We start from the raw sequence: 16,829 nt of genomic DNA on the forward strand, positions 1-16,829 counted from the left end.
GGGGTGTATCCGCGGCCTGCAGTTAAAACGTGTCTTTACCTCCGAAGCGCTACTCCCGGACGGGAACGGCCTCGAGGGCGTCCTCGACCGTCCGAAGGGCGTCGGCTCCCGCGACTCCTTCCACGACGAGCATCATCGCCCCTTCCCCGACGCCGGCTGCGGTCGGCTCGATCCCCTCGATCCCGAGTCGTTCCAGCGTCGTCCCGAGCGCGACCGTGTCGACGTCGCCCGTCGCGACGATCGCCGTCAGGTCGCCGCTGTCGGACCTGAACGACGTCCCGCCGATCGCGAACAGCGCCGTCTCGGGCTGGGAGCCGTCGATCGAGGCTGGCGTGATTCCGCGTTCCATCCTGACCCGAACCTCTCGAGCGTCGGTCCCGTAGGCAGGAAGCTCCTCGGCGTAGCGGCGGATCGCCGTCGCGACTGCGTCGGTCTCGCCGTCGACGTCGAGATACCGGGCTGCCGCGGTGTAGTTGACGACTCCGGCCCGCAGTGCGTCGACGAGAAACGGGCTCCCGTCGACAGCTCGACGCGTTTCGCTCGCGAGCGACATAGATGTACAGCTGTGACACACAACCGCGGAGGGATAAGCCTCGTGGTCGGCGGCGACCGCGGTGCTTTTGCCGCGAGCGCTCCATCGATCGAGTATGAAACCCGACGACGTCGAAGCCGTGATCGAGTCCGAACTCGAGGGCGCCGAGGCAACCGTCACGCACGCACGTGACAAACACGACGACGATCACCTCGCCGCGACGGTCGTCTCGCCGACGTTCGAGGGCGAGTCGCTCGTCGGCCAACACCAGCAGGTGTACGACGCCCTCGAGGACCACATGACGACCGATATTCACGCCCTCGAGCTGTCGACGTACACGCCCGAGGAGTACGACGACCTCGAGTAGCCGGCGTCGGTCGGCCTGCGACCGCCTTCCGATCCGTCTCCACCGACGGTCGAACCACAGGATACTCGTGTTCGCTCGCGAGAACGTTCGTATGGAGTCGCTTCACCCGCGAATCAGGCTGTTGTGGATCGCACAGACGGCGATCCTGGCGGCCGTGCTCGGTGCCGTCCTCGTCGCCGTCGACCGGTGGCTCGTCCCCGTGCCGACGGCCGGACTGGTGGGTATCGTCGCCGTCGCGGCGGTCCTCGGAATCGCCTACGCCGTCCGGCTCTACCAGATCTGGCAGTTCGAACTGCAGGGCGACGCCCTCTATCTCGAGCGCGGTGTCATCACGTTCGTCGAGACGGCCGTCCCGTTCGTTCGGGTCCAACACGTCGACACGCAGTTCGGCCCCGTCGAGCGAACGCTCGGACTCTCGAGCGTCGTCGTCTACACGGCAGGCTCGCGAAACGCCGACGTTCGGATCCCCGGACTGACGCCGGATCGCGCCCGGAAGCTACAGGATACGCTCCGAGAACTCGCCGTCGAAAGTGAGGCCGACGACGCCGTATGAATCGGCTCCACCCCTTCAGCGCGGTCGTCTACGCGCTTCGGTACGGCCTGCTGTGGCTGTGGGTTCCGTTCTTCCTCGTCACCGCCCTCGCGGGGACCGTCGCGGCCGTCAGCATCGCCTGGCTGCCGGTGGTCACGGCGCTTGGCTTCCTCTTTGGCGCCGCGTACGGTATCGTCTACTACTACCGCTTCGAATACGGAATCACGCCGGACACGTTCGACGTCGCCTCCGGGGTCGTCGCGCGTCGCTCCCGCGAGATACCCTATCGGCGGATCCAGAACGTCGACGTCCGCCAGGGCGTGTTACAGCGCGTCCTCGGGCTCGCGGTCGTCACCGTCGAAACCGCTGGCGGCGGCAACAGCGAGGCGGCACTCCAACTCGTGAGCAAGTCGGAGGCCGATCGCCTCCAGCACCAGATCCGGCGTCGAACCGCCGGCGTCGACGCCGACGACCCCGACCGAGCCACCTCCGAGGCATCCGAGGACGGCCGACCACTCGACGATGAACCGCTCGACGAGCAGCCGTCTCGAGTCGATAGAACTCCCGAGACGCCGCCGGCTTCCGAGACGCGACCCCGGCGCGAACCGACCGAACCGAGCCGAAAACGGCTGTTCGCCCTCGATTCTCGAGAACTGCTCCTCTACTCGCTGACGACGCTGCGGCCAGCTGCCCTCGCCGCCGTTGGATTCCTGTTTTTCTTCGCGACCGATACGATTCTCGACTTCCTCGTGACCCTCTCGCAGCCGTTCGGCGGTCCGCAGGACCTCCAGACGGGCGACACACAGAGCTACGGCGTCCTGACGGTCGTCTCGATGATAAACGGGATCGTCATTACCTACCTCGTCAGTGTGGCCTACACCTTCGCGACGTACTACGACTTCCGGCTCGGTCGGGTCGACGAGGACTTCGTCTACGAGCGAGGGTTGCTCCAGCGCTACAGCGGCTCGATCCCCGCGGAGAAGGTACAGTCGGTGACGATCACCGACAACCCGCTCCAGCGGCTGATCGACTACGCCGGACTGTGGGTCGAGACGGCCGGCTACGGCCCCGACAGCAGCGGCGGCAGCCAGTCGGCCGTTCCCATGGCCCGCGCGGCTCACGTCCACCGGTTCGCGGAGAACCTCACGCACGTCGAAACGCCCGCGTTCGCGAGTCCGTCGCCGATCGCCCGCCGTCGATATCTCGTTCGCTACTCCCTGATCGCCGCCGTCGTCGTCGCCGCCGCCCTCGCACTCGCACAGGTGGCGCCCCTCGAGCGGTGGTATCTCGCCGCGGTCGTCTTTGCGGCGGTCCCGCCCGCGGCCCACCTGCGGTACGTCCATCTTGGCTACTACGTCGGCGAGGACCACCTGGTGATCCGCCGTGGATTCTGGCGCCGACGGACGACCGTGATCCCCTACTTCCGGATCCAGACCGTCTCCACCCGACGATCGGTCTTCCAGCGCCGGCTCGGCATCGCCTCGCTGGTCGTCGACACCGCCAGCTCGCGGACGCTGTTCTGGGATACCCCGACGATATACGACGTCGACCTCGAGGACGCCCGTGGCGCCCACCGAACCGGCCGGAAGCGTCTGCAGTCGGCCCTGCGAGAGCGGGCTCGCGCCGACGACGCCGGCTTTTCGGTGGATTTTACCTGACCCCTCTCGAGGTGTCGGGTATGACACGCGACGACGAGTTCCGCACCGAGGAGGACAGTCTCGGCGAGATGCAGGTGCCGGCCGACGCCTACTGGGGCGCCCAGACCCAGCGCGCGATCCAGAACTTCCCGATCTCGGGGATTTCGTTCAGTCGGCGGTTCGTCCGCGGGCTCGGCGTCGTCAAGAAGGCCGCCGCCCAGGCCAACCGCGACCTCGGCCTGGTCGAGGACGACGTCGCCGAGGCGATCGTCGAGGCCGCGGACGAGGTCATCGCCGGCGAGCACGACGACCAGTTCCCGGTCGACGTCTTCCAGACCGGCTCCGGGACCTCCTCGAACATGAACGCCAACGAGGTCATCGCCAACCGCGCCGCCGAGCTCATGGGAAGCGAGATCGGCGACCGCGTCGTCCACCCCAACGACCACGTCAACTACGGTCAGTCGTCCAACGACGTGATCCCGACCGCGATGCACGTCGCCTCCCTCGAGGCCGTCGAGAAGGATGTTATCCCCGCACTGGATACGCTCCGGGAGTCCCTCGAGCGCAAAGAGGAGGAGTTCGACGACGTCGTCAAGACGGGTCGAACCCACCTCCAGGACGCGACGCCGGTGACGCTCGGCCAGGAGTTCGGCGGCTACCGCACCCAGGTCGAGAAGGGGCTCGACCGCGTCGACAAGGTTCGGAACCACCTCGCGGAGCTCGCGCTGGGCGGCACCGCGACCGGGACGGGGCTGAACACCCACGAGGAGTTCCCCGGCCGCGCGGCGGAGTACATCACGAAAGAGACCGGCGTCCAGTTCCGCGAGGCCGACAACCACTTCGAGGCCCAGGCGGCCCACGACGCGATGTCCGAAGCTCACGGCGCCCTCCGAGTCGTCGCGGGCTCGCTGAACAAGATCGCCAACGATCTTCGGCTACTGGCCTCCGGCCCGCGAAACGGGCTGGGCGAGATCGAACAGCCCGAGAACCAGCCCGGCTCCTCGATCATGCCCGGCAAGATCAACCCCGTCGTCGCCGAGGCGGTCAACCAGGTCCACAAGCAGGTCGTCGGCAACGACGCCGCCGTCTCCGCGGGCGCCGCGGAGGGCCAGATCGACCTCAACCTCTACAAACCCGTCCTCGCCCACAACTTCCTCGAGTCCGCGGAGCTGATCGCGAACTCGAGCCAGATCTTCGCCGAGCGGTTCGTCGACCCGCTCGAAGCCAATCGCGAACACTGCGAGGAGCGCGTCGAACAGTCGATGGCGATGGCCACCTCGCTGAACGTCCACATCGGCTACGACAAGGCCAGCGAGGTCGCCAAAACGGCGCTCAAGGAGGACAAGACGGTTCGCGAGGTCGTTCTCGAGAAGGGCTACCTCGACGAGGAGGAGGCCGACGAGGTGCTCGACCCCGAGAAGATGACCCAGCGCGGTATCCTGGGCCGCGAGGAGTGAGCCCGGCGTTCCGAACGGACGTCTCGTAGCTCACCGCCGGATCAACTCGAGTATCGGCCCATCCATCACAATCCTGTCATAGCGTGACAGGGGTCGGCCGCTCGAGGGTGCGTTCTCGGGAACGTCTCGCGAAACGAAGCACACGGACTCGAGTACTATCGACTACTGATCGTTCTTTCTTGTCTGTCGGTCGAACCCAAACCAACCGAATGAGGCCGAATCAAGCGCGATCCGGGCGCAAGAAAAGAACCCAAGCAGTTTTTACGGATGCTCGCGTCAGACGAAATATGCACACCTGTCGTAACTGCAACCAGTCGTTCCAGACCGAGCTCGCCCTCGAACTCCACCGGGATACCTGTGAGAAAGCCCAACTGTTCTGTCAGGTATGCGGCGACCGATTCCGCGAGCGAGACGCGACCGAGGACGGGTGGCACTACGAGTGTCCCGCCGAGGACTGCGACGGAGAGGGGCTCCGAGAGGATCTCTATCAGGTCGACGACGTCCGAACGGCGACACACTGACCGCCCCGGTTTTCCGCGCTTTCTCCCTCGATTCGGGGTTCTATCCGTTTCTGACTCCTGCCCGATTCCGAGATCCGACTTTTTATTCGCACCCCTTCCCTTCGATTCCTCATGGAGCGACTCAATCCCCGGGTCCGCGTCGTCTGGCTGTTCTTGGCGGTATTCCGGGCTGGAATCGTCGGCGGATTTCTCGTCGGCGCCGCGCTGGTACTCTCAGAGACGGGGCTATGGGCGAACTCGCCGGACCTACTCGTTCCGGGTGCGATCGGTCTCGCGGTCGCCCTTGGACTCGTCCGCATCATCGTCGCCTGGCGGCGCTACGCCGTCTGGCGCTTCGAGGTGCAGGACGACGGGCTCTACATCGAGCGGGGGGTCTTCACCCGGATCAAGACCGTCGTCCCCTACGTCCGCGTCCAGCACGTCGACTCGAGGCGGTCGCCGATCGAGCGAACGACCGGGCTGGCGACGGTCGTCGTCTACACGGCGGGCTCGCGAAGCGCCGACGTCGCGATCCCCGGACTGACGCCAGAGCGAGCCGAGCAGCTCCGTGAGGACCTGCGCCGGCTCGCGATCGAGAGCGAGGGTGAGGACGCGGTATGAGAAAACTCCACCCGCTCTCGATCGCGGTCAGATCGATCTCGCGCAGCGTCAACGTCGGGCTCCTCTTTTTCATCGCCGGCGTCTTCGCCTCGCCTGGCGGTGCCGGGGGGACACTCGTCTCCGTCGGCGGGATGGTGTTGCTCGGAATCGTCGTCGCAGTCGTCTACGAGGTCGCCTACTACGAGCGGTTCCGGTACGAACTCACGGCGGACACGTTCGACGTCGCCTCCGGGGTCCTCGCGAGGCGCGACCGGGAGGTTCCGCTGCGACGGATCCAGAACGTCGACGTCCGTCAGCCGGTTCTCAGCCGACTGTTCGGGCTCGCGGCCGTCCACATCGAGACCGCCGGCGGCGGCCAGACCGAGGTCTCCCTGCAGTACGTCGACGAGGAGGAAGCTCGACGACTCAGACGCCAGCTTCGCCGCGGCGCGCGAGCCGAAGACGACGAGGGCGAGGAGTCGGCGTCCGAGACTCGAGACTCGAGCCCGGACGACGAAGAGGAGCTTCTCTTCGAGATCGAACCCCGGGAGCTGGCGATCCTCAGCGTGTTCACGATCGACCCCGGGGCCAGCCTGCTGGGCGGAATCGCGCTGTCCTTTCTCAGCGGGTTCGACCCGTCGACGCTGATCCCGGCCGACCTGGTCGACGGCCTACCCGGCGCCGAGGGTGGGCTCGTCGCCCTCGCGTGGCTCGTCGTCCTGTTCCTGCTCGCGGCCTGGGTCGTCAGCGCCGTCCTCACCTTCAACCGCTACTACGGGTTCCGACTCACCCGCGGCGGCGACGAACTCTACTACGAGCGGGGGCTCGTCCAGCGCTACAGCGGAACGATCCCCCTCGAGAAAGTTCAGACGCTGACGATCACCGAGCGCGTGCCGTTCCGGTGGTTCGGCTACGGCGCGCTAGCGGTCGAAACCGCCGGCTACGCGCCCGGGCAGGGCTCTCGAGGGACGGAGTCGGCGATCCCGCTTGCGGGCTACGACCGCGTCGTGGGCCTGGCCCGATCGATCGAGCCCTTCGGCGAGGTCGACCTCGAGGCCCCGCCCAAGCGCGCACGGGAACGGTACGGCGTTCGGTACCTGCTGGTCGTCGGTGCGTTGGTCGGCGCCGGCTACCTGCTCACGACCGCGACGGCGCTCGAGCGGTGGTACCTCCCCGCTGCCCTGATCGTCCTCGTCCCCGCCGCGGCCCACCTGAAGTGGCGCAATCGGGGCCACCAGCTCGGTGACCGCTACGTCTTCACCCGAACCGGGTTCTGGAACCGGACGACCAAGGTCGTCCCCTACTACCGCGTCCAGGCGGTGTTGCACACCCAGTCGATCTTCCAGCGACGGCGCCGCCTGGCGAGCGTCACCGCCGACACCGCCAGCTCGGCCTCGCTTCTCGGCCGCGCAGCGACCGCCTACGACATCGACGACGAGCGCGGGCTCGAGATGCAACTCGAGATCGAGGAGCGGTTGCAGGAACGGCTTCGGGCACGAAAGCGAGAGCGGACGGTCGGAGAGTGGTTTCAGCACGACCTTTCGAACGACGAATCGGCCGGTGACGACTCGGAATAGCCCACGTCTGCCGTTCGCCGAACTCGGTCGTAGCGTCTCTCCGTCGAACCGCAACCGATCGAATCGATATATCGAAATAGGATTTACGAGTCCATTTTCCATCATCCGATACCCTCATACGGACCGATCATTCCAATAGACACCTCACTGTAACGATATGTTTTCATTGTGTGCTCCCGGATCGCCGGAGACGTAGCACATCACAACGAGTCGGACACGGTGAGGAGTCGGCAACGGGGCCCCTATATAGTTGGACTGGGAACGGCTGAACTCGAGTGTTGCGGACCGAGCGAGTGTGCAAGCCGCGGTTCGTCCAGACGCCTCGGGGCCCACCCTCGTTGCTGTAGCAAGTGAGGAAACCATCGCTTCGAACCTCGTTACGCTCCGTCGCTCCTGGTACAAACGCGATCGTAGCGACCGCTGTCCCTCAACTACGCGGGCGTATCGATATCCGGTACACCCGTCGAAGTTCGGGACCAGTGTTGTAACGCCCTCACTCCCCGACCGGAGCCCTCGTGACCCTTCACAGCCACGACGGAGGTGGTACTGGGGGGTCAGGAACTCGATGCTGTTTTCGCCGCTTTCCGTTCGGATCGTCTCGACTAGAGACGCGACTCCCACCACCGGGTTCCGACGCCCGTCGGAGTCGAACCGAAACTCACTCGAGGTCACAGCGGGACGGCGCAGAAGGCTCGGCTGTAGCCGTCCGCAGAACGCGACACGTTCTGCAGCCGAGATGAACCGACGATTCGCCGACCGTCGGAGAGCGTAACACTCCAAAAGGCTTCACGAGATCGAAGATCTGCGAACGTGAGAGCAAGTACGGATGCACTCGTTGACCTCGAGTGTTACCGGAAGGGTACGTCCAACGGACCCAGAGGTATAGTAGACGCTGAAACGATTGACACACTGACACTCTGTCGTACGGTGATCAGATGTACACTGACGCTCAGCGTCTACTATAGCCGGTGGGACGAACTGTCTATTCGAAATCCGGATAGACGAGTGCACTGTTCCGACTCCCGCGCCGAAGCCTTCTGAGAAGTCTCTCGATGAGAGTACCGGGAACGTAGAGCTTTCCTCAGGGGGGGTGAAGTACGGGAGTCAGCTGTCATGCCCACGAACTCACTCGTGGGGCGCCGACCGAATACGTCCCGTCCCCATAGCCGACGGTCCCGGGGAAAACTCTCGGAACCGGAGGTCAATGGAGGAACCACTCTCGGCCACCCTGTTCGGGGGTAACCGAGAGCGACAGAAAGTGTTACCGTCCGGTGAATACTCCTGTATCGCGTCCCGTGCTATTAGCGATAACAACGACAAGGGACCTCTCGTCCAACGATAGGGGAACCAGAAGCGATTCGGTATCGAGACTCCGGGTGCGGGGGTCGTAGCGACCTTTCATCGAAGCAGGTAGTTCAGTGACATCCCTCCGGGTCAAGCGCTTCGAGAGAACCTCGCACTCTCGTCAGCGAGCGAAACCAACGGTTCGCGGACCTCACCGAACGGACCGAACGGTGTCACCGACACCGTCGTCATCACGAGACCGCGTTGCCGTCTCGAACGACTTCGTTCCGCTCAGTCACGAAAGACGAACTCTTCCGTACGACCCCAGGACACTCTCGCTGTACCGCTGTAGAGGGCGTCGAATTTCCCTCGAGCGCCGGTGTTCACAGGACCCTTCGGTCACTTGCGGACAGCAACTCAATAACCCGTCGACGATTTGGTTCGGTTCGCGTGTTCGACTACCGAACAGTAGCGTCGCTGACCGACCCGCGGCTGTTCGCGTCCTCCCTAGTCGTCCTCGATCGGAGCGATTCCTCTTCACAGAAGGGCCGCGATTCGCTCGCGTTCCCTTTCTCGAGGCTTCGATACATCTTGAACTTTAGTCCCATCGATTAGCTGACTGTATCCGGAACTACGGACCTAGCCCCATCTAAATACGGACTCGTGACCAAAATACACTGCGATAACTAAGTCACGAACTCGAGATAAGGATCGTTATCCCGAAATACAACAAGGTTGATGGTCCGCGCGTCTGAGTAGTCGTGTATGGCTGACTCGACGGAGACGTCTAAATCGTCTGTCAGAACGTACGTTCCTCCCTACCAGAAAGAAGAGTGGCAATCTCACGCCGACGACCTCGGAATGAGTCAAAGCGAGTTCGTTCGGACGATGGTCCAGGCCGGACGACGCGGATTCGAGGGCGACCTCGAGGAACCCGGTTCTCCGGACGAAGACCCCAGGGGTAACGCCCTCGAAACACGTCTCCTCGAGTTACTGTCCACTGACACCTACACGTGGGACGAACTCCTCGAGGCGGTTAGCGACGACATCGAGTCTCGCCTCGACGACACGCTCGAGGAGCTCCAGGCCGAGAACCGGGTTCGGTACAGCGGACGCCACGGCGGGTACACGATCGTGGGTGACGATGGCGAGTAGCGTCGACGCCCCCGACACGATCGAGGATCCGATCGCGTACTTCCTGGACGACCAGCGCTACCACGGCAAGAGCGAGCGCACCCTCGAGGCCTACCAGCGAGTGCTCCGGCAGTTCGAAGCGTTCGTTCGCGAACGCTTCGACGCCGAGGCGGTGTCGGCGGTCGGTCGACGGGAGTGTATGGCCTGGGTGCACTCGCTACGCGAGCGATTCGAATCGAGTACGATCGCGACCTACGCCTCCTATCTCAACCGCTTCTACGAGTACATGAATCGGGTCGGCGCGTTCGAGGAGAATCCGATGGTACTCGTGATGGAGGAGCTGTCCGAATCGATCGACGCGAATCCGACCCGACGGGATATCTCGGTGCCGGAGATGCGCGAGTTCGTCGGCTCGATCGCTCATCCCCTCGAGCGCGCGGTCGTCGTTACCCTGCTGAAGACGGGGATGCGGGTGGGTGAACTCTGTAACCTCGATTTGCGGGACTGTCACCTCGCGGTTCCGGAGCTCGATCTCGAGTGGACGCCGCGGGTGGAACTCGAGCGACGCCCGGCCTCGCTGTTCGTCGACCCCGAACTGGCACGCGGGCGGACGGTCAACGGCGAGGAGCGAACGGCCTCGAACAAACGAAAGCGGGAGACGGTGATTCCCGTCGACGACGAACTTCGGCAAGTGCTGCTCGAGTGGCTGGCGATCCGGCCGGATCCGGTGTCGCCGGCCGACCCCCTCTTTCTCGACACCCGCGACAGCTGGGGCGAGCGACTCGAGCCCGCGGACGTCCGGTACGTCGTCGAGAAACACGCCCGGGAACGAGGTTGGTACCGAACGGGCGGCGGGGCGACCGAGAACGTCACCCCCCATTACTTTCGGCACTTCTTCACGACCCACCTGCGGGATCGGACGGGTGATCGGGGGATTGTCAAGTATCTCCGCGGAGACGTCGCAAGCGATATCATCGACACCTACACCCACAACTGGGGCGATCAGGTCCGGACGGTCTATGAACGGAACGTCTACTCGCTGTCCTGATCGCGTCCGGCTCGACGCTCGAGCGAGGGAACTGGGGGACTACGGGAGACGGCTCGAGAGCGGTGGCCGTCGATCGATCTCCTCGAGGTGCGCGCACTCCCGACCGCTATCTCGCTTCGGTCGCCGCCGACCCTCCGGAAGCCGAGGTAGCGGACGCGTCCGACGTGGGACCTACCGGGCTACCGTCGGTCGGTCACTATGATCAGACCGAGTTACTCCCTCGAGGGGAATCGGTGAACCGTTCGCATCGGCGGGAATTAGTGGGGTCTCGGCCTGCGGATACACAGACCGATGCGTCGCGGTCGTGGACGGTCTCGGCCTCGTGCAGGCTACGAGTCGATTCCTCACGTTCCATTGGACCGATGGTGCGTCGGAGCGCGGTCGATGCCGAAAGTTGTCGCAGTTGCCGTCACCTCGGGGAACGTCGGACGGGGAACTCGAGGGTCCGAGAGGCGTTCGTCACTCGAACTCCGTTAGGCGTCGTTCGTGTCCGACCGCCATCATGACAGCTCTCGACGAAACGGTTTCCCTCGAATCCGAGCGACTGCCCTCGGACACATAAACCACATCTCGATATAGAAAATTCCGGAATCGATTTCGACGGTCGAAGTGGGAGATTCGGCCGGAGCAGACGCTCTCGAGCTGAGTATCGATCGTTTCGAGAACGAGAGGGTCAGTTCGGGAGCGCGAGTTCGGTGTCGGGGGCACCGCTCGTGAGCGCCGACCGCACCGCGGCGACGGCGTCGGTCACCTCTGACCCGTTCTCGAGCAACACCGTCTCGCTGGGGAACAGCTGTTCGCCGAGTACGAGTCCGTGCTCGCGGGCGGTCGAACCGGTGACCGTCAGGTAGACGCCAAGCCCCGCGTCGGCGATCGCGGCTTCCTCCTCGCGGCCCTCTGTGGGGTAGTGAAAGTCGACGCCGTCGAGCGTCTTCGTTCCCAGCACGGCCTGTACCAACCGTTCGTACCGGGGCTCGATACAGAGCGGTCCCTCGTAACCCTCGAGGAAGCCGCGGTCGATCGGCGCCTGCTGGGGCGCCGTCTCCGGGGTTGCCATCAGCGTGTGGTAGACGGTGTCGCCGAGTCCCGTGACGACGCGGACGTCGGTGTCGACGGGGTTGATCCGGGCGTTGACGTCGGCGATCCGGTTCAGCGGTTCGGGACGGAGTTCGACGACCTCCTCGAGCACCAGGTCGGCGCTGTCGAACCCGAGCGCGAACTCGTGGGTCCGCAGCGCGCGGAACGGCTCCTCGCGGCCGACGAGCTGGATCTCGGTACCGTTCCCGTCCTCGAGAGGAATCGTGACGCTGTCGAAGACGATCCGTCTGGGCTTGCCGGCCCGGTCGTCCCGCAAGAGGGTGTACTCGGGCTCGGTCGGATCGTCGACGGTGCTGTAGGTGGCGAGGCGATGGTAGACGTCCGCCTCGGCGTCGAGGCGTCCCTTGGTGAGGGCCTTTTCGTGGCGGAGCGTCGAGGTAACGTCGTCCGCGAGGATCGGCACGTCGAGGCGCGCGGCGATGCGATCGAGCACGCACTCGAGCGGGCGACCCTTTCGCGGAACGGCAATCGGAATCGTCTCGCCCATCGACCGGTTCTCGGCCATCGAGCGGTAAACGAGTTGCGTTTCAGGAAGGAATGCTACAGGTCGACACGATCGCCGATCTCGACGAGCTCGAGCCGATTCGGATACTCGAAGCTCTTGGCGTGGTGGTGGAGCACCTTCGGGTCAGACGTCAGGCCGCGCCACATGTCCCAGTGACTGGGCAGCAGGGCCTCGAGCTCGAGGTCGGCGGCGGCCTCGACGATCTGGTTCTCGTCGTTGTACCACCGCGTCCGCTTCGGCTCGCCGGTCTCCTTGTCGGGGATCCGTCCGACGGTGCCGAACGCGAGCGCACCAAGGTCGATGTCGTACGCCGAACCGATCCGTTCGAACTCCTCGGACGGTTTGGTGTCGCCGCCGTGGAAGAAGGTACCGGCCTCGTGTTCGACGACGTAGCTGACGGGGTGGGTCGCGTCGGGATCGTTCGCGCCCTCGACGTGGACCGTGAACTCGCCGATATCGATCGTCTCGCCCTCCGTCACCTCGACGAGCTGGTCGTCCGCGACGTCGTATTCCTCGGTCCAGGACTCGTCCTCGCGGGCGACGGTCAGGCTGTCGTCGGGCGCGTAGAACGTCGCGCCCGCGTTCTCGAGGATCGGCGCCTGGCTCGGGCCGTGGACGTGGTCGGTGTGTTCGTGTGTCGCGAGGACGGCGTCGGCCTCGCCGATATCCTCGGGGTCGAACGGAACGGGGATCATCCGCACCGTTCGAGGCGGATCGCCCACGCCGACGTACGGGTCGATGAAGATCGTCGTCCCGCCGGTGCCTTTGAGCACGAACCCGTTACAGCCGAGATACCAGACCGCGACGCCCTCGGGGGAGGCGTCCTCGATCTCGCGGACGAGCCAGTCGTCCCAGTCGCTGGATGTCATACTCGAGGATGTGCGAACCGGCTGGGTAAGTGTTGTGTCTCCCGACTCGGCATCCCTTCGAGTCCCGTCGACCGACGGTTAGTTCGACTTCGAGTTATTGTTGGTTACAGACCTTCCATTGCCAGGTGAATCTTGATGCGACGCCGTACTGGTGTGACTCACACATGTCGAACGATTCCATCCTCCCGACCGGACAGCGACGCGACGTACTCCAGACCGTCGGCGGACTCGCCGGGTTCGCGCTCATCGGCTCGACGTCGGCAGCCGGTGCCGGCGACGACGGTGACGTAGAGGGAGACGGTGCGACCGAGAACGGCCGGTACGCGCTTCCCGACCTCCCCTACGAGTACGACGCCCTCGAGCCACACATCGATGAACGGATCATGGAGCTCCACCATAGCGCCCACCACCAGGCGTACGTCGACGGCGCGAACGCCGCCCTCGATACGTTCGAGGAGATGCGCTCCGAGAGCGACTACGAGGATATCAAGGCCGCGAAGCGGGATTTTTCGTTCAACTTCTCGGGACACATCAACCACACCATCTTCTGGCAGAACATGAGTCCCGACGGCGGTGGCGAGCCGGACGGCGAACTCGGGGCCGCGATCGACGAGCAGTTCGGCTCGTTCGAGGCGTTCCGCGAGGAGTTCACCGCCACCGCGGAGAACGTGGAGGGCGACGGCTGGGCGATGCTGTTCTACGAACCGGTCGCGGATCTCCTGTTCATCGGACAGGTCGAATCGCAGAACGGGCTAGCCCACCAGGGCTCGATCCCGATTCTCACCCTCGACGTCTGGGAGCACGCCTACTACCTCCAGTACGAGAACGAGCGCGGGAGCTACGTCGAGGAGTGGTGGAACGTCGTCGACTGGGACGATGTCTGCGATCGTTACGAGTTCCTGACGCAGGTCGAGGCCGGAAAGGGCAAGGACGACGACCACGCCGACGAGACGGACGAATAATCGGCGCAACCGTCCTCGCGGCTGGACTGTGGGATTTGAGACGCTAAGACCGCACGTCGGCGACGATCGCGCCGAAGCCGACGACGAGAACGGCGATATCGACGACGGGGCCGGCGACCGGGAGCAGCGACAGCGCCGAGAGGACGAGCGTTCCCGCGAGCAACGCGGCCCAGCGGTTGTCAGTCCCGAGGAGTGCGGTCCCAAAACTCACCGAGACCAGCACGGTGCCGACAATGAAGGCGACGGCCAGCGCGAACAGTCCCGGAACGACGACCAGCAGTCCGATGACCGTAATCGCGAGCAAGAACCCGACGACGACCGTGAGAACGGTCGTGAGCAGTCCGAACGCCAGCGACTCACCGGGGTTCGATCGGATCCGTTCGACCAGGCGAGCCGTGTAGTTCGGGGCGAACACGAAGAGAAGCGCGCCGATGGCGAGCGTCACTACGATCTCGGCGACGAGTTCCCCGGCCGGGGACGCAAGCGGATCCGCCGTCTGGGCCGCGGCAGGCCTAACGAGAAGCCAGCACGCGACGGACGCGATCACGAGGAACCGGCGCTCGAGTGACACGCGCCGAAACAGTCACTGGACAATCATATACGCTCTAACCGAAAATGGGCAACTCGGTTACCAGGTGCCGTGGAACGTGTCGAACGAGAGGTTCTCGAGCGGCTCGTTGCCGACGGCGATCTCGTACTCGCCGGGCGTGAGCATCGGCTTGTGAAACTGCGGGCCGTCGTCGGTCGTGATGCGGGGACAGCCGGTGTTGACGAACGCGTCCATATCGAAGTTCCGCAGGCGGTCAGGCGTCACTTCGTCCATCGTGATGAGGTAGGCGTCGTCGTTGTCCGCGAGGATCTCCTGGGCCTGGTCCCAGCGACCCTGTCCGATCTTCGTACAGAAGATGACGCCCCACTTCTGGGCGTCCATCGCCTTGTGGACCGAGGCGTAGCGCTGTTTCAGGAACTTCTCCGTGTCTGCGACCGTGACGACGTTGTTGACGGGGTCGGCGATGACGACGTGTTTCTCGGGGTGTTCCATCGCCAGCCCGAGCGGGTGGAACTTCCCGCCGCCGACGTACAGTACCTGATCGGCGGGGACGTCCGCGCTGGCGTAGTTACAGCCGAGCACCTGCCCCTCGTGGGTGAGTCGCTCGTCGCCGCGACGACTCTGTACCTCGTACCCTCGCTCTTCCAGGAACTCGGTCATCTCCTCGTAGCGGTTCATGTGCTGGGCGGTGGTGACGAGGCCGACGCCCTCCGTTTCGTCGGGATCCTCGAGCGTGTCGAGGGCTTCCTCCATGATCGGCTGGACCTCGACGTTCGAGAACAGCGGCACGTAGATCACCTTGTCCGTGTCCTTCATCGGCGAGTGGCCGAAATGAGCGAACACGTCGGTACGTTTCATCAGGTAGGTGTCGAGGTCGCAGGCGCCGTAGCAGGGCTGACCCGAGAGCATGAACGTCACGTCGTCGTCGGCCAGCTCCCGGAGGTCGTCGGCCACCTTCGGGCCGCGGCGTTTCAGTCCCTCGGGGAACTGCAGGCCGACGGTCTCGGCGTCTCGTTCCTCGATCGCCTCGATGATCCGCTCGAGTTCGTAGTCCCACTCCCGGTCGTGCTTGAGGCTCATCCCCACGTTTCTGAGGTCTCCCTCACTGTACTCCGACTCCTGGCTCATTGTCTCCGGTTACGGCCACGGACGTATAACGGCGGCGCTTCCCGGACGACTGCCGACTGCTCCGATGAGAGCACACTCTCTATTTTATATATTACTAAACCAAAAAGTCATGGTGGTGGAGTTAAAATCAGGGAGGCATGACAACGGAACAGCCCCCTGACGGCTACCTCCTCGAGCTCTACCGGCGGTACGTCGGCGAGCCCGAGGGGTACACCGACGTCTACGTCGGGTTCGGCCTCTTCTTCGGCGGAATCGGCATCGGAGCGACGGCCCTCCTGCTTTTCCTCTGGGGAAGCACTCACGAGGCACGGACCCTCGAGAGCGCCTACTACGACCTGCTCCAGCCGGCGTACGCGCTGGGGCTGCTGTCGCTGCCGGCGACGATGCTCGGCGTGGTCGTCCTGTTGCCCTCCGATCGGCGGACGCTGTACGCCGCGGCCGGCGGTGCGGCGATCACGGTCCTCGCCGCCGCCGGCTTCGTGTACGCGTACCCGTATCACTGGTACTTCGTCGGCGACGTCGACTACACGGTAGAGATCGTCACCGCGTACGCGGTCGGTCTTACCGGGCTCGTCGCCTCGACCGGGGCCGCGCTGGTCGGCCACTACCTCGAGCTGGCGCGCCGGGCGGAGTCGGCCAAAGCTGACGAGGACGACGAGGCCGACGACGGGCTCACGATGGCGGACATCCGCGAGGACATCGACGCGGCGATGGCCAGCGTCGACCTCTCCTGGGGCGGCGTCGAGAAGACCGACCACAAGCGCCTCGAGTTCGACGACGACGGGTTCGACGACGTCTCGATGGATCCCGGAGAGGGGACGACGACGACCCGTTCGTCGGGAGTCGACGACGCCGTCGCGGGTCTGAAGGGACTTCAGGGCCGGGAGACGAAGACGACGGCCTCGAGTTCGACCGTCGACGACCAGACGGCGAAGCTGACCGAGCTCCGCGAGCGAAAGCGAAAGGAGCGAAACGGAGCCGATACCGGCTCGAACGGCGTCCTCGGCGGGATCGTCGCTCGCGTCCGCACGCTGCTCGAGCGATCGTAG

General features: G+C 64.7%; 16 protein-coding genes. 11 read left to right on the top strand and 5 right to left on the bottom strand.

The features are described 5' to 3' along the window. Positions 1 to 49: 49 nt before the first annotated feature. Positions 50 to 553, bottom strand: a complete 504-nt coding sequence (locus C491_RS08555) for a DUF7523 family protein (RefSeq protein ID WP_005555253.1) — start codon at positions 551 to 553, stop codon at positions 50 to 52. 94 nt (positions 554 to 647) lie between these two features. On the opposite strand from C491_RS08555, the gene C491_RS08560 reads away from it, so the two are divergent. From C491_RS08560 to C491_RS08600, 9 genes are all read left to right on the top strand, one after another. Then, the gene (locus C491_RS08560) at positions 648 to 899 is read left to right on the top strand and encodes a BolA family protein (protein ID WP_005555254.1); all 252 of its coding nucleotides are present in this window, start codon (positions 648 to 650) and stop codon (positions 897 to 899) included. 91 nt (positions 900 to 990) lie between these two features. Beyond that, entirely contained in the window at positions 991 to 1,452 is a 462-nt protein-coding gene (locus tag C491_RS08565; RefSeq protein WP_005555255.1) for a PH domain-containing protein, read from the top strand. Then, positions 1,449 to 3,089, top strand: coding sequence for a PH domain-containing protein (locus C491_RS08570; RefSeq protein WP_005555256.1), 1,641 nt, complete (start codon positions 1,449 to 1,451; stop codon positions 3,087 to 3,089). Before C491_RS08565 ends, C491_RS08570 begins: the two co-directional genes overlap by 4 nt. Before the next feature lie 20 nt (positions 3,090 to 3,109). Continuing rightward, positions 3,110 to 4,525, top strand: a complete 1,416-nt coding sequence (locus C491_RS08575; RefSeq protein ID WP_005555257.1) for a class II fumarate hydratase — start codon at positions 3,110 to 3,112, stop codon at positions 4,523 to 4,525. A gap of 287 nt (positions 4,526 to 4,812) precedes the next feature. After that, on the top strand, positions 4,813 to 5,046 hold the full coding sequence (locus C491_RS08580) for an HVO_2901 family zinc finger protein (RefSeq protein ID WP_005555259.1): 234 nt from the start codon (positions 4,813 to 4,815) through the stop codon (positions 5,044 to 5,046). Between the two features lie 111 nt (positions 5,047 to 5,157). After that, positions 5,158 to 5,646, top strand: coding sequence for a PH domain-containing protein (locus C491_RS08585; protein WP_005555260.1), 489 nt, complete (start codon positions 5,158 to 5,160; stop codon positions 5,644 to 5,646). Then, positions 5,643 to 7,202: a PH domain-containing protein gene (locus C491_RS08590; RefSeq protein WP_005555261.1), complete on the top strand. Its 1,560-nt coding sequence runs from the start codon at positions 5,643 to 5,645 to the stop codon at positions 7,200 to 7,202. Before C491_RS08585 ends, C491_RS08590 begins: the two co-directional genes overlap by 4 nt. 2,049 nt (positions 7,203 to 9,251) lie before the next feature. Next, a complete protein-coding gene (locus C491_RS08595; RefSeq protein ID WP_049891643.1) occupies positions 9,252 to 9,641 on the top strand; it encodes a DUF5805 domain-containing protein in 390 nt (129 codons plus the stop codon). Then, positions 9,631 to 10,668 carry a tyrosine-type recombinase/integrase gene (locus tag C491_RS08600; protein WP_005555263.1) on the top strand — a complete coding sequence of 346 codons (1,038 nt, stop codon included), beginning with the start codon at positions 9,631 to 9,633 and terminating at the stop codon, positions 10,666 to 10,668. Before C491_RS08595 ends, C491_RS08600 begins: the two co-directional genes overlap by 11 nt. 673 nt (positions 10,669 to 11,341) lie before the next feature. On the opposite strand, the gene C491_RS08605 is transcribed toward C491_RS08600, so the two are convergent. Further along, positions 11,342 to 12,253, bottom strand: coding sequence for a hypothetical protein (locus tag C491_RS08605; protein WP_049891658.1), 912 nt, complete (start codon positions 12,251 to 12,253; stop codon positions 11,342 to 11,344). A 53-nt stretch (positions 12,254 to 12,306) separates the two neighbouring features. After that, complete coding sequence (locus C491_RS08610) at positions 12,307 to 13,140, bottom strand: MBL fold metallo-hydrolase (protein WP_005555265.1); 834 nt, start codon at positions 13,138 to 13,140, stop codon at positions 12,307 to 12,309. Positions 13,141 to 13,304: 164 nt separating this feature from the next. Here C491_RS08610 and C491_RS08615 point away from each other — a divergent pair, with 164 nt between their 5' ends. Further along, complete coding sequence (locus C491_RS08615) at positions 13,305 to 14,102, top strand: superoxide dismutase (RefSeq protein ID WP_005555266.1); 798 nt, start codon at positions 13,305 to 13,307, stop codon at positions 14,100 to 14,102. 43 nt (positions 14,103 to 14,145) lie between these two features. Here the strand turns inward: C491_RS08615 and C491_RS08620 are convergent, their stop codons facing one another. Both C491_RS08620 and dph2 read right to left on the bottom strand, forming a co-directional pair. Beyond that, positions 14,146 to 14,673 carry a hypothetical protein gene (locus C491_RS08620; RefSeq protein ID WP_005555267.1) on the bottom strand — a complete coding sequence of 176 codons (528 nt, stop codon included), beginning with the start codon at positions 14,671 to 14,673 and terminating at the stop codon, positions 14,146 to 14,148. Between the two features lie 57 nt (positions 14,674 to 14,730). Next, a complete protein-coding gene (gene dph2, locus C491_RS08625) occupies positions 14,731 to 15,780 on the bottom strand; it encodes a diphthamide biosynthesis enzyme Dph2 (protein ID WP_005555268.1) in 1,050 nt (349 codons plus the stop codon). A gap of 137 nt (positions 15,781 to 15,917) precedes the next feature. On the opposite strand from dph2, the gene C491_RS08630 reads away from it, so the two are divergent. Beyond that, on the top strand, positions 15,918 to 16,829 hold the full coding sequence (locus tag C491_RS08630) for a DUF7139 domain-containing protein (RefSeq protein ID WP_005555270.1): 912 nt from the start codon (positions 15,918 to 15,920) through the stop codon (positions 16,827 to 16,829).

The sequence above is a fragment of the Natronococcus amylolyticus DSM 10524 genome (assembly GCF_000337675.1).
GTDB lineage: Archaea > Halobacteriota > Halobacteria > Halobacteriales > Natrialbaceae > Natronococcus > Natronococcus amylolyticus.

What these genes read in the sequence shown, in the direction of transcription:
- C491_RS08555 (WP_005555253.1), bottom strand. Translation starts at nt 553, where the DNA reads ATGTCGCTCGCGAGCGAAACGCGTCGAGCTGTCGACGGGAGCCCGTTT.
- C491_RS08560 (WP_005555254.1), top strand. Translation starts at nt 648, where the DNA reads ATGAAACCCGACGACGTCGAAGCCGTGATCGAGTCCGAACTCGAGGGC.
- C491_RS08565 (WP_005555255.1), top strand. Translation starts at nt 991, where the DNA reads ATGGAGTCGCTTCACCCGCGAATCAGGCTGTTGTGGATCGCACAGACG.
- C491_RS08570 (WP_005555256.1), top strand. Translation starts at nt 1,449, where the DNA reads ATGAATCGGCTCCACCCCTTCAGCGCGGTCGTCTACGCGCTTCGGTAC.
- C491_RS08575 (WP_005555257.1), top strand. Translation starts at nt 3,110, where the DNA reads ATGACACGCGACGACGAGTTCCGCACCGAGGAGGACAGTCTCGGCGAG.
- C491_RS08580 (WP_005555259.1), top strand. Translation starts at nt 4,813, where the DNA reads ATGCACACCTGTCGTAACTGCAACCAGTCGTTCCAGACCGAGCTCGCC.
- C491_RS08585 (WP_005555260.1), top strand. Translation starts at nt 5,158, where the DNA reads ATGGAGCGACTCAATCCCCGGGTCCGCGTCGTCTGGCTGTTCTTGGCG.
- C491_RS08590 (WP_005555261.1), top strand. Translation starts at nt 5,643, where the DNA reads ATGAGAAAACTCCACCCGCTCTCGATCGCGGTCAGATCGATCTCGCGC.
- C491_RS08595 (WP_049891643.1), top strand. Translation starts at nt 9,252, where the DNA reads ATGGCTGACTCGACGGAGACGTCTAAATCGTCTGTCAGAACGTACGTT.
- C491_RS08600 (WP_005555263.1), top strand. Translation starts at nt 9,631, where the DNA reads ATGGCGAGTAGCGTCGACGCCCCCGACACGATCGAGGATCCGATCGCG.
- C491_RS08605 (WP_049891658.1), bottom strand. Translation starts at nt 12,253, where the DNA reads ATGGGCGAGACGATTCCGATTGCCGTTCCGCGAAAGGGTCGCCCGCTC.
- C491_RS08610 (WP_005555265.1), bottom strand. Translation starts at nt 13,140, where the DNA reads ATGACATCCAGCGACTGGGACGACTGGCTCGTCCGCGAGATCGAGGAC.
- C491_RS08615 (WP_005555266.1), top strand. Translation starts at nt 13,305, where the DNA reads ATGTCGAACGATTCCATCCTCCCGACCGGACAGCGACGCGACGTACTC.
- dph2 (WP_005555268.1), bottom strand. Translation starts at nt 15,780, where the DNA reads ATGAGCCAGGAGTCGGAGTACAGTGAGGGAGACCTCAGAAACGTGGGG.
- C491_RS08630 (WP_005555270.1), top strand. Translation starts at nt 15,918, where the DNA reads ATGACAACGGAACAGCCCCCTGACGGCTACCTCCTCGAGCTCTACCGG.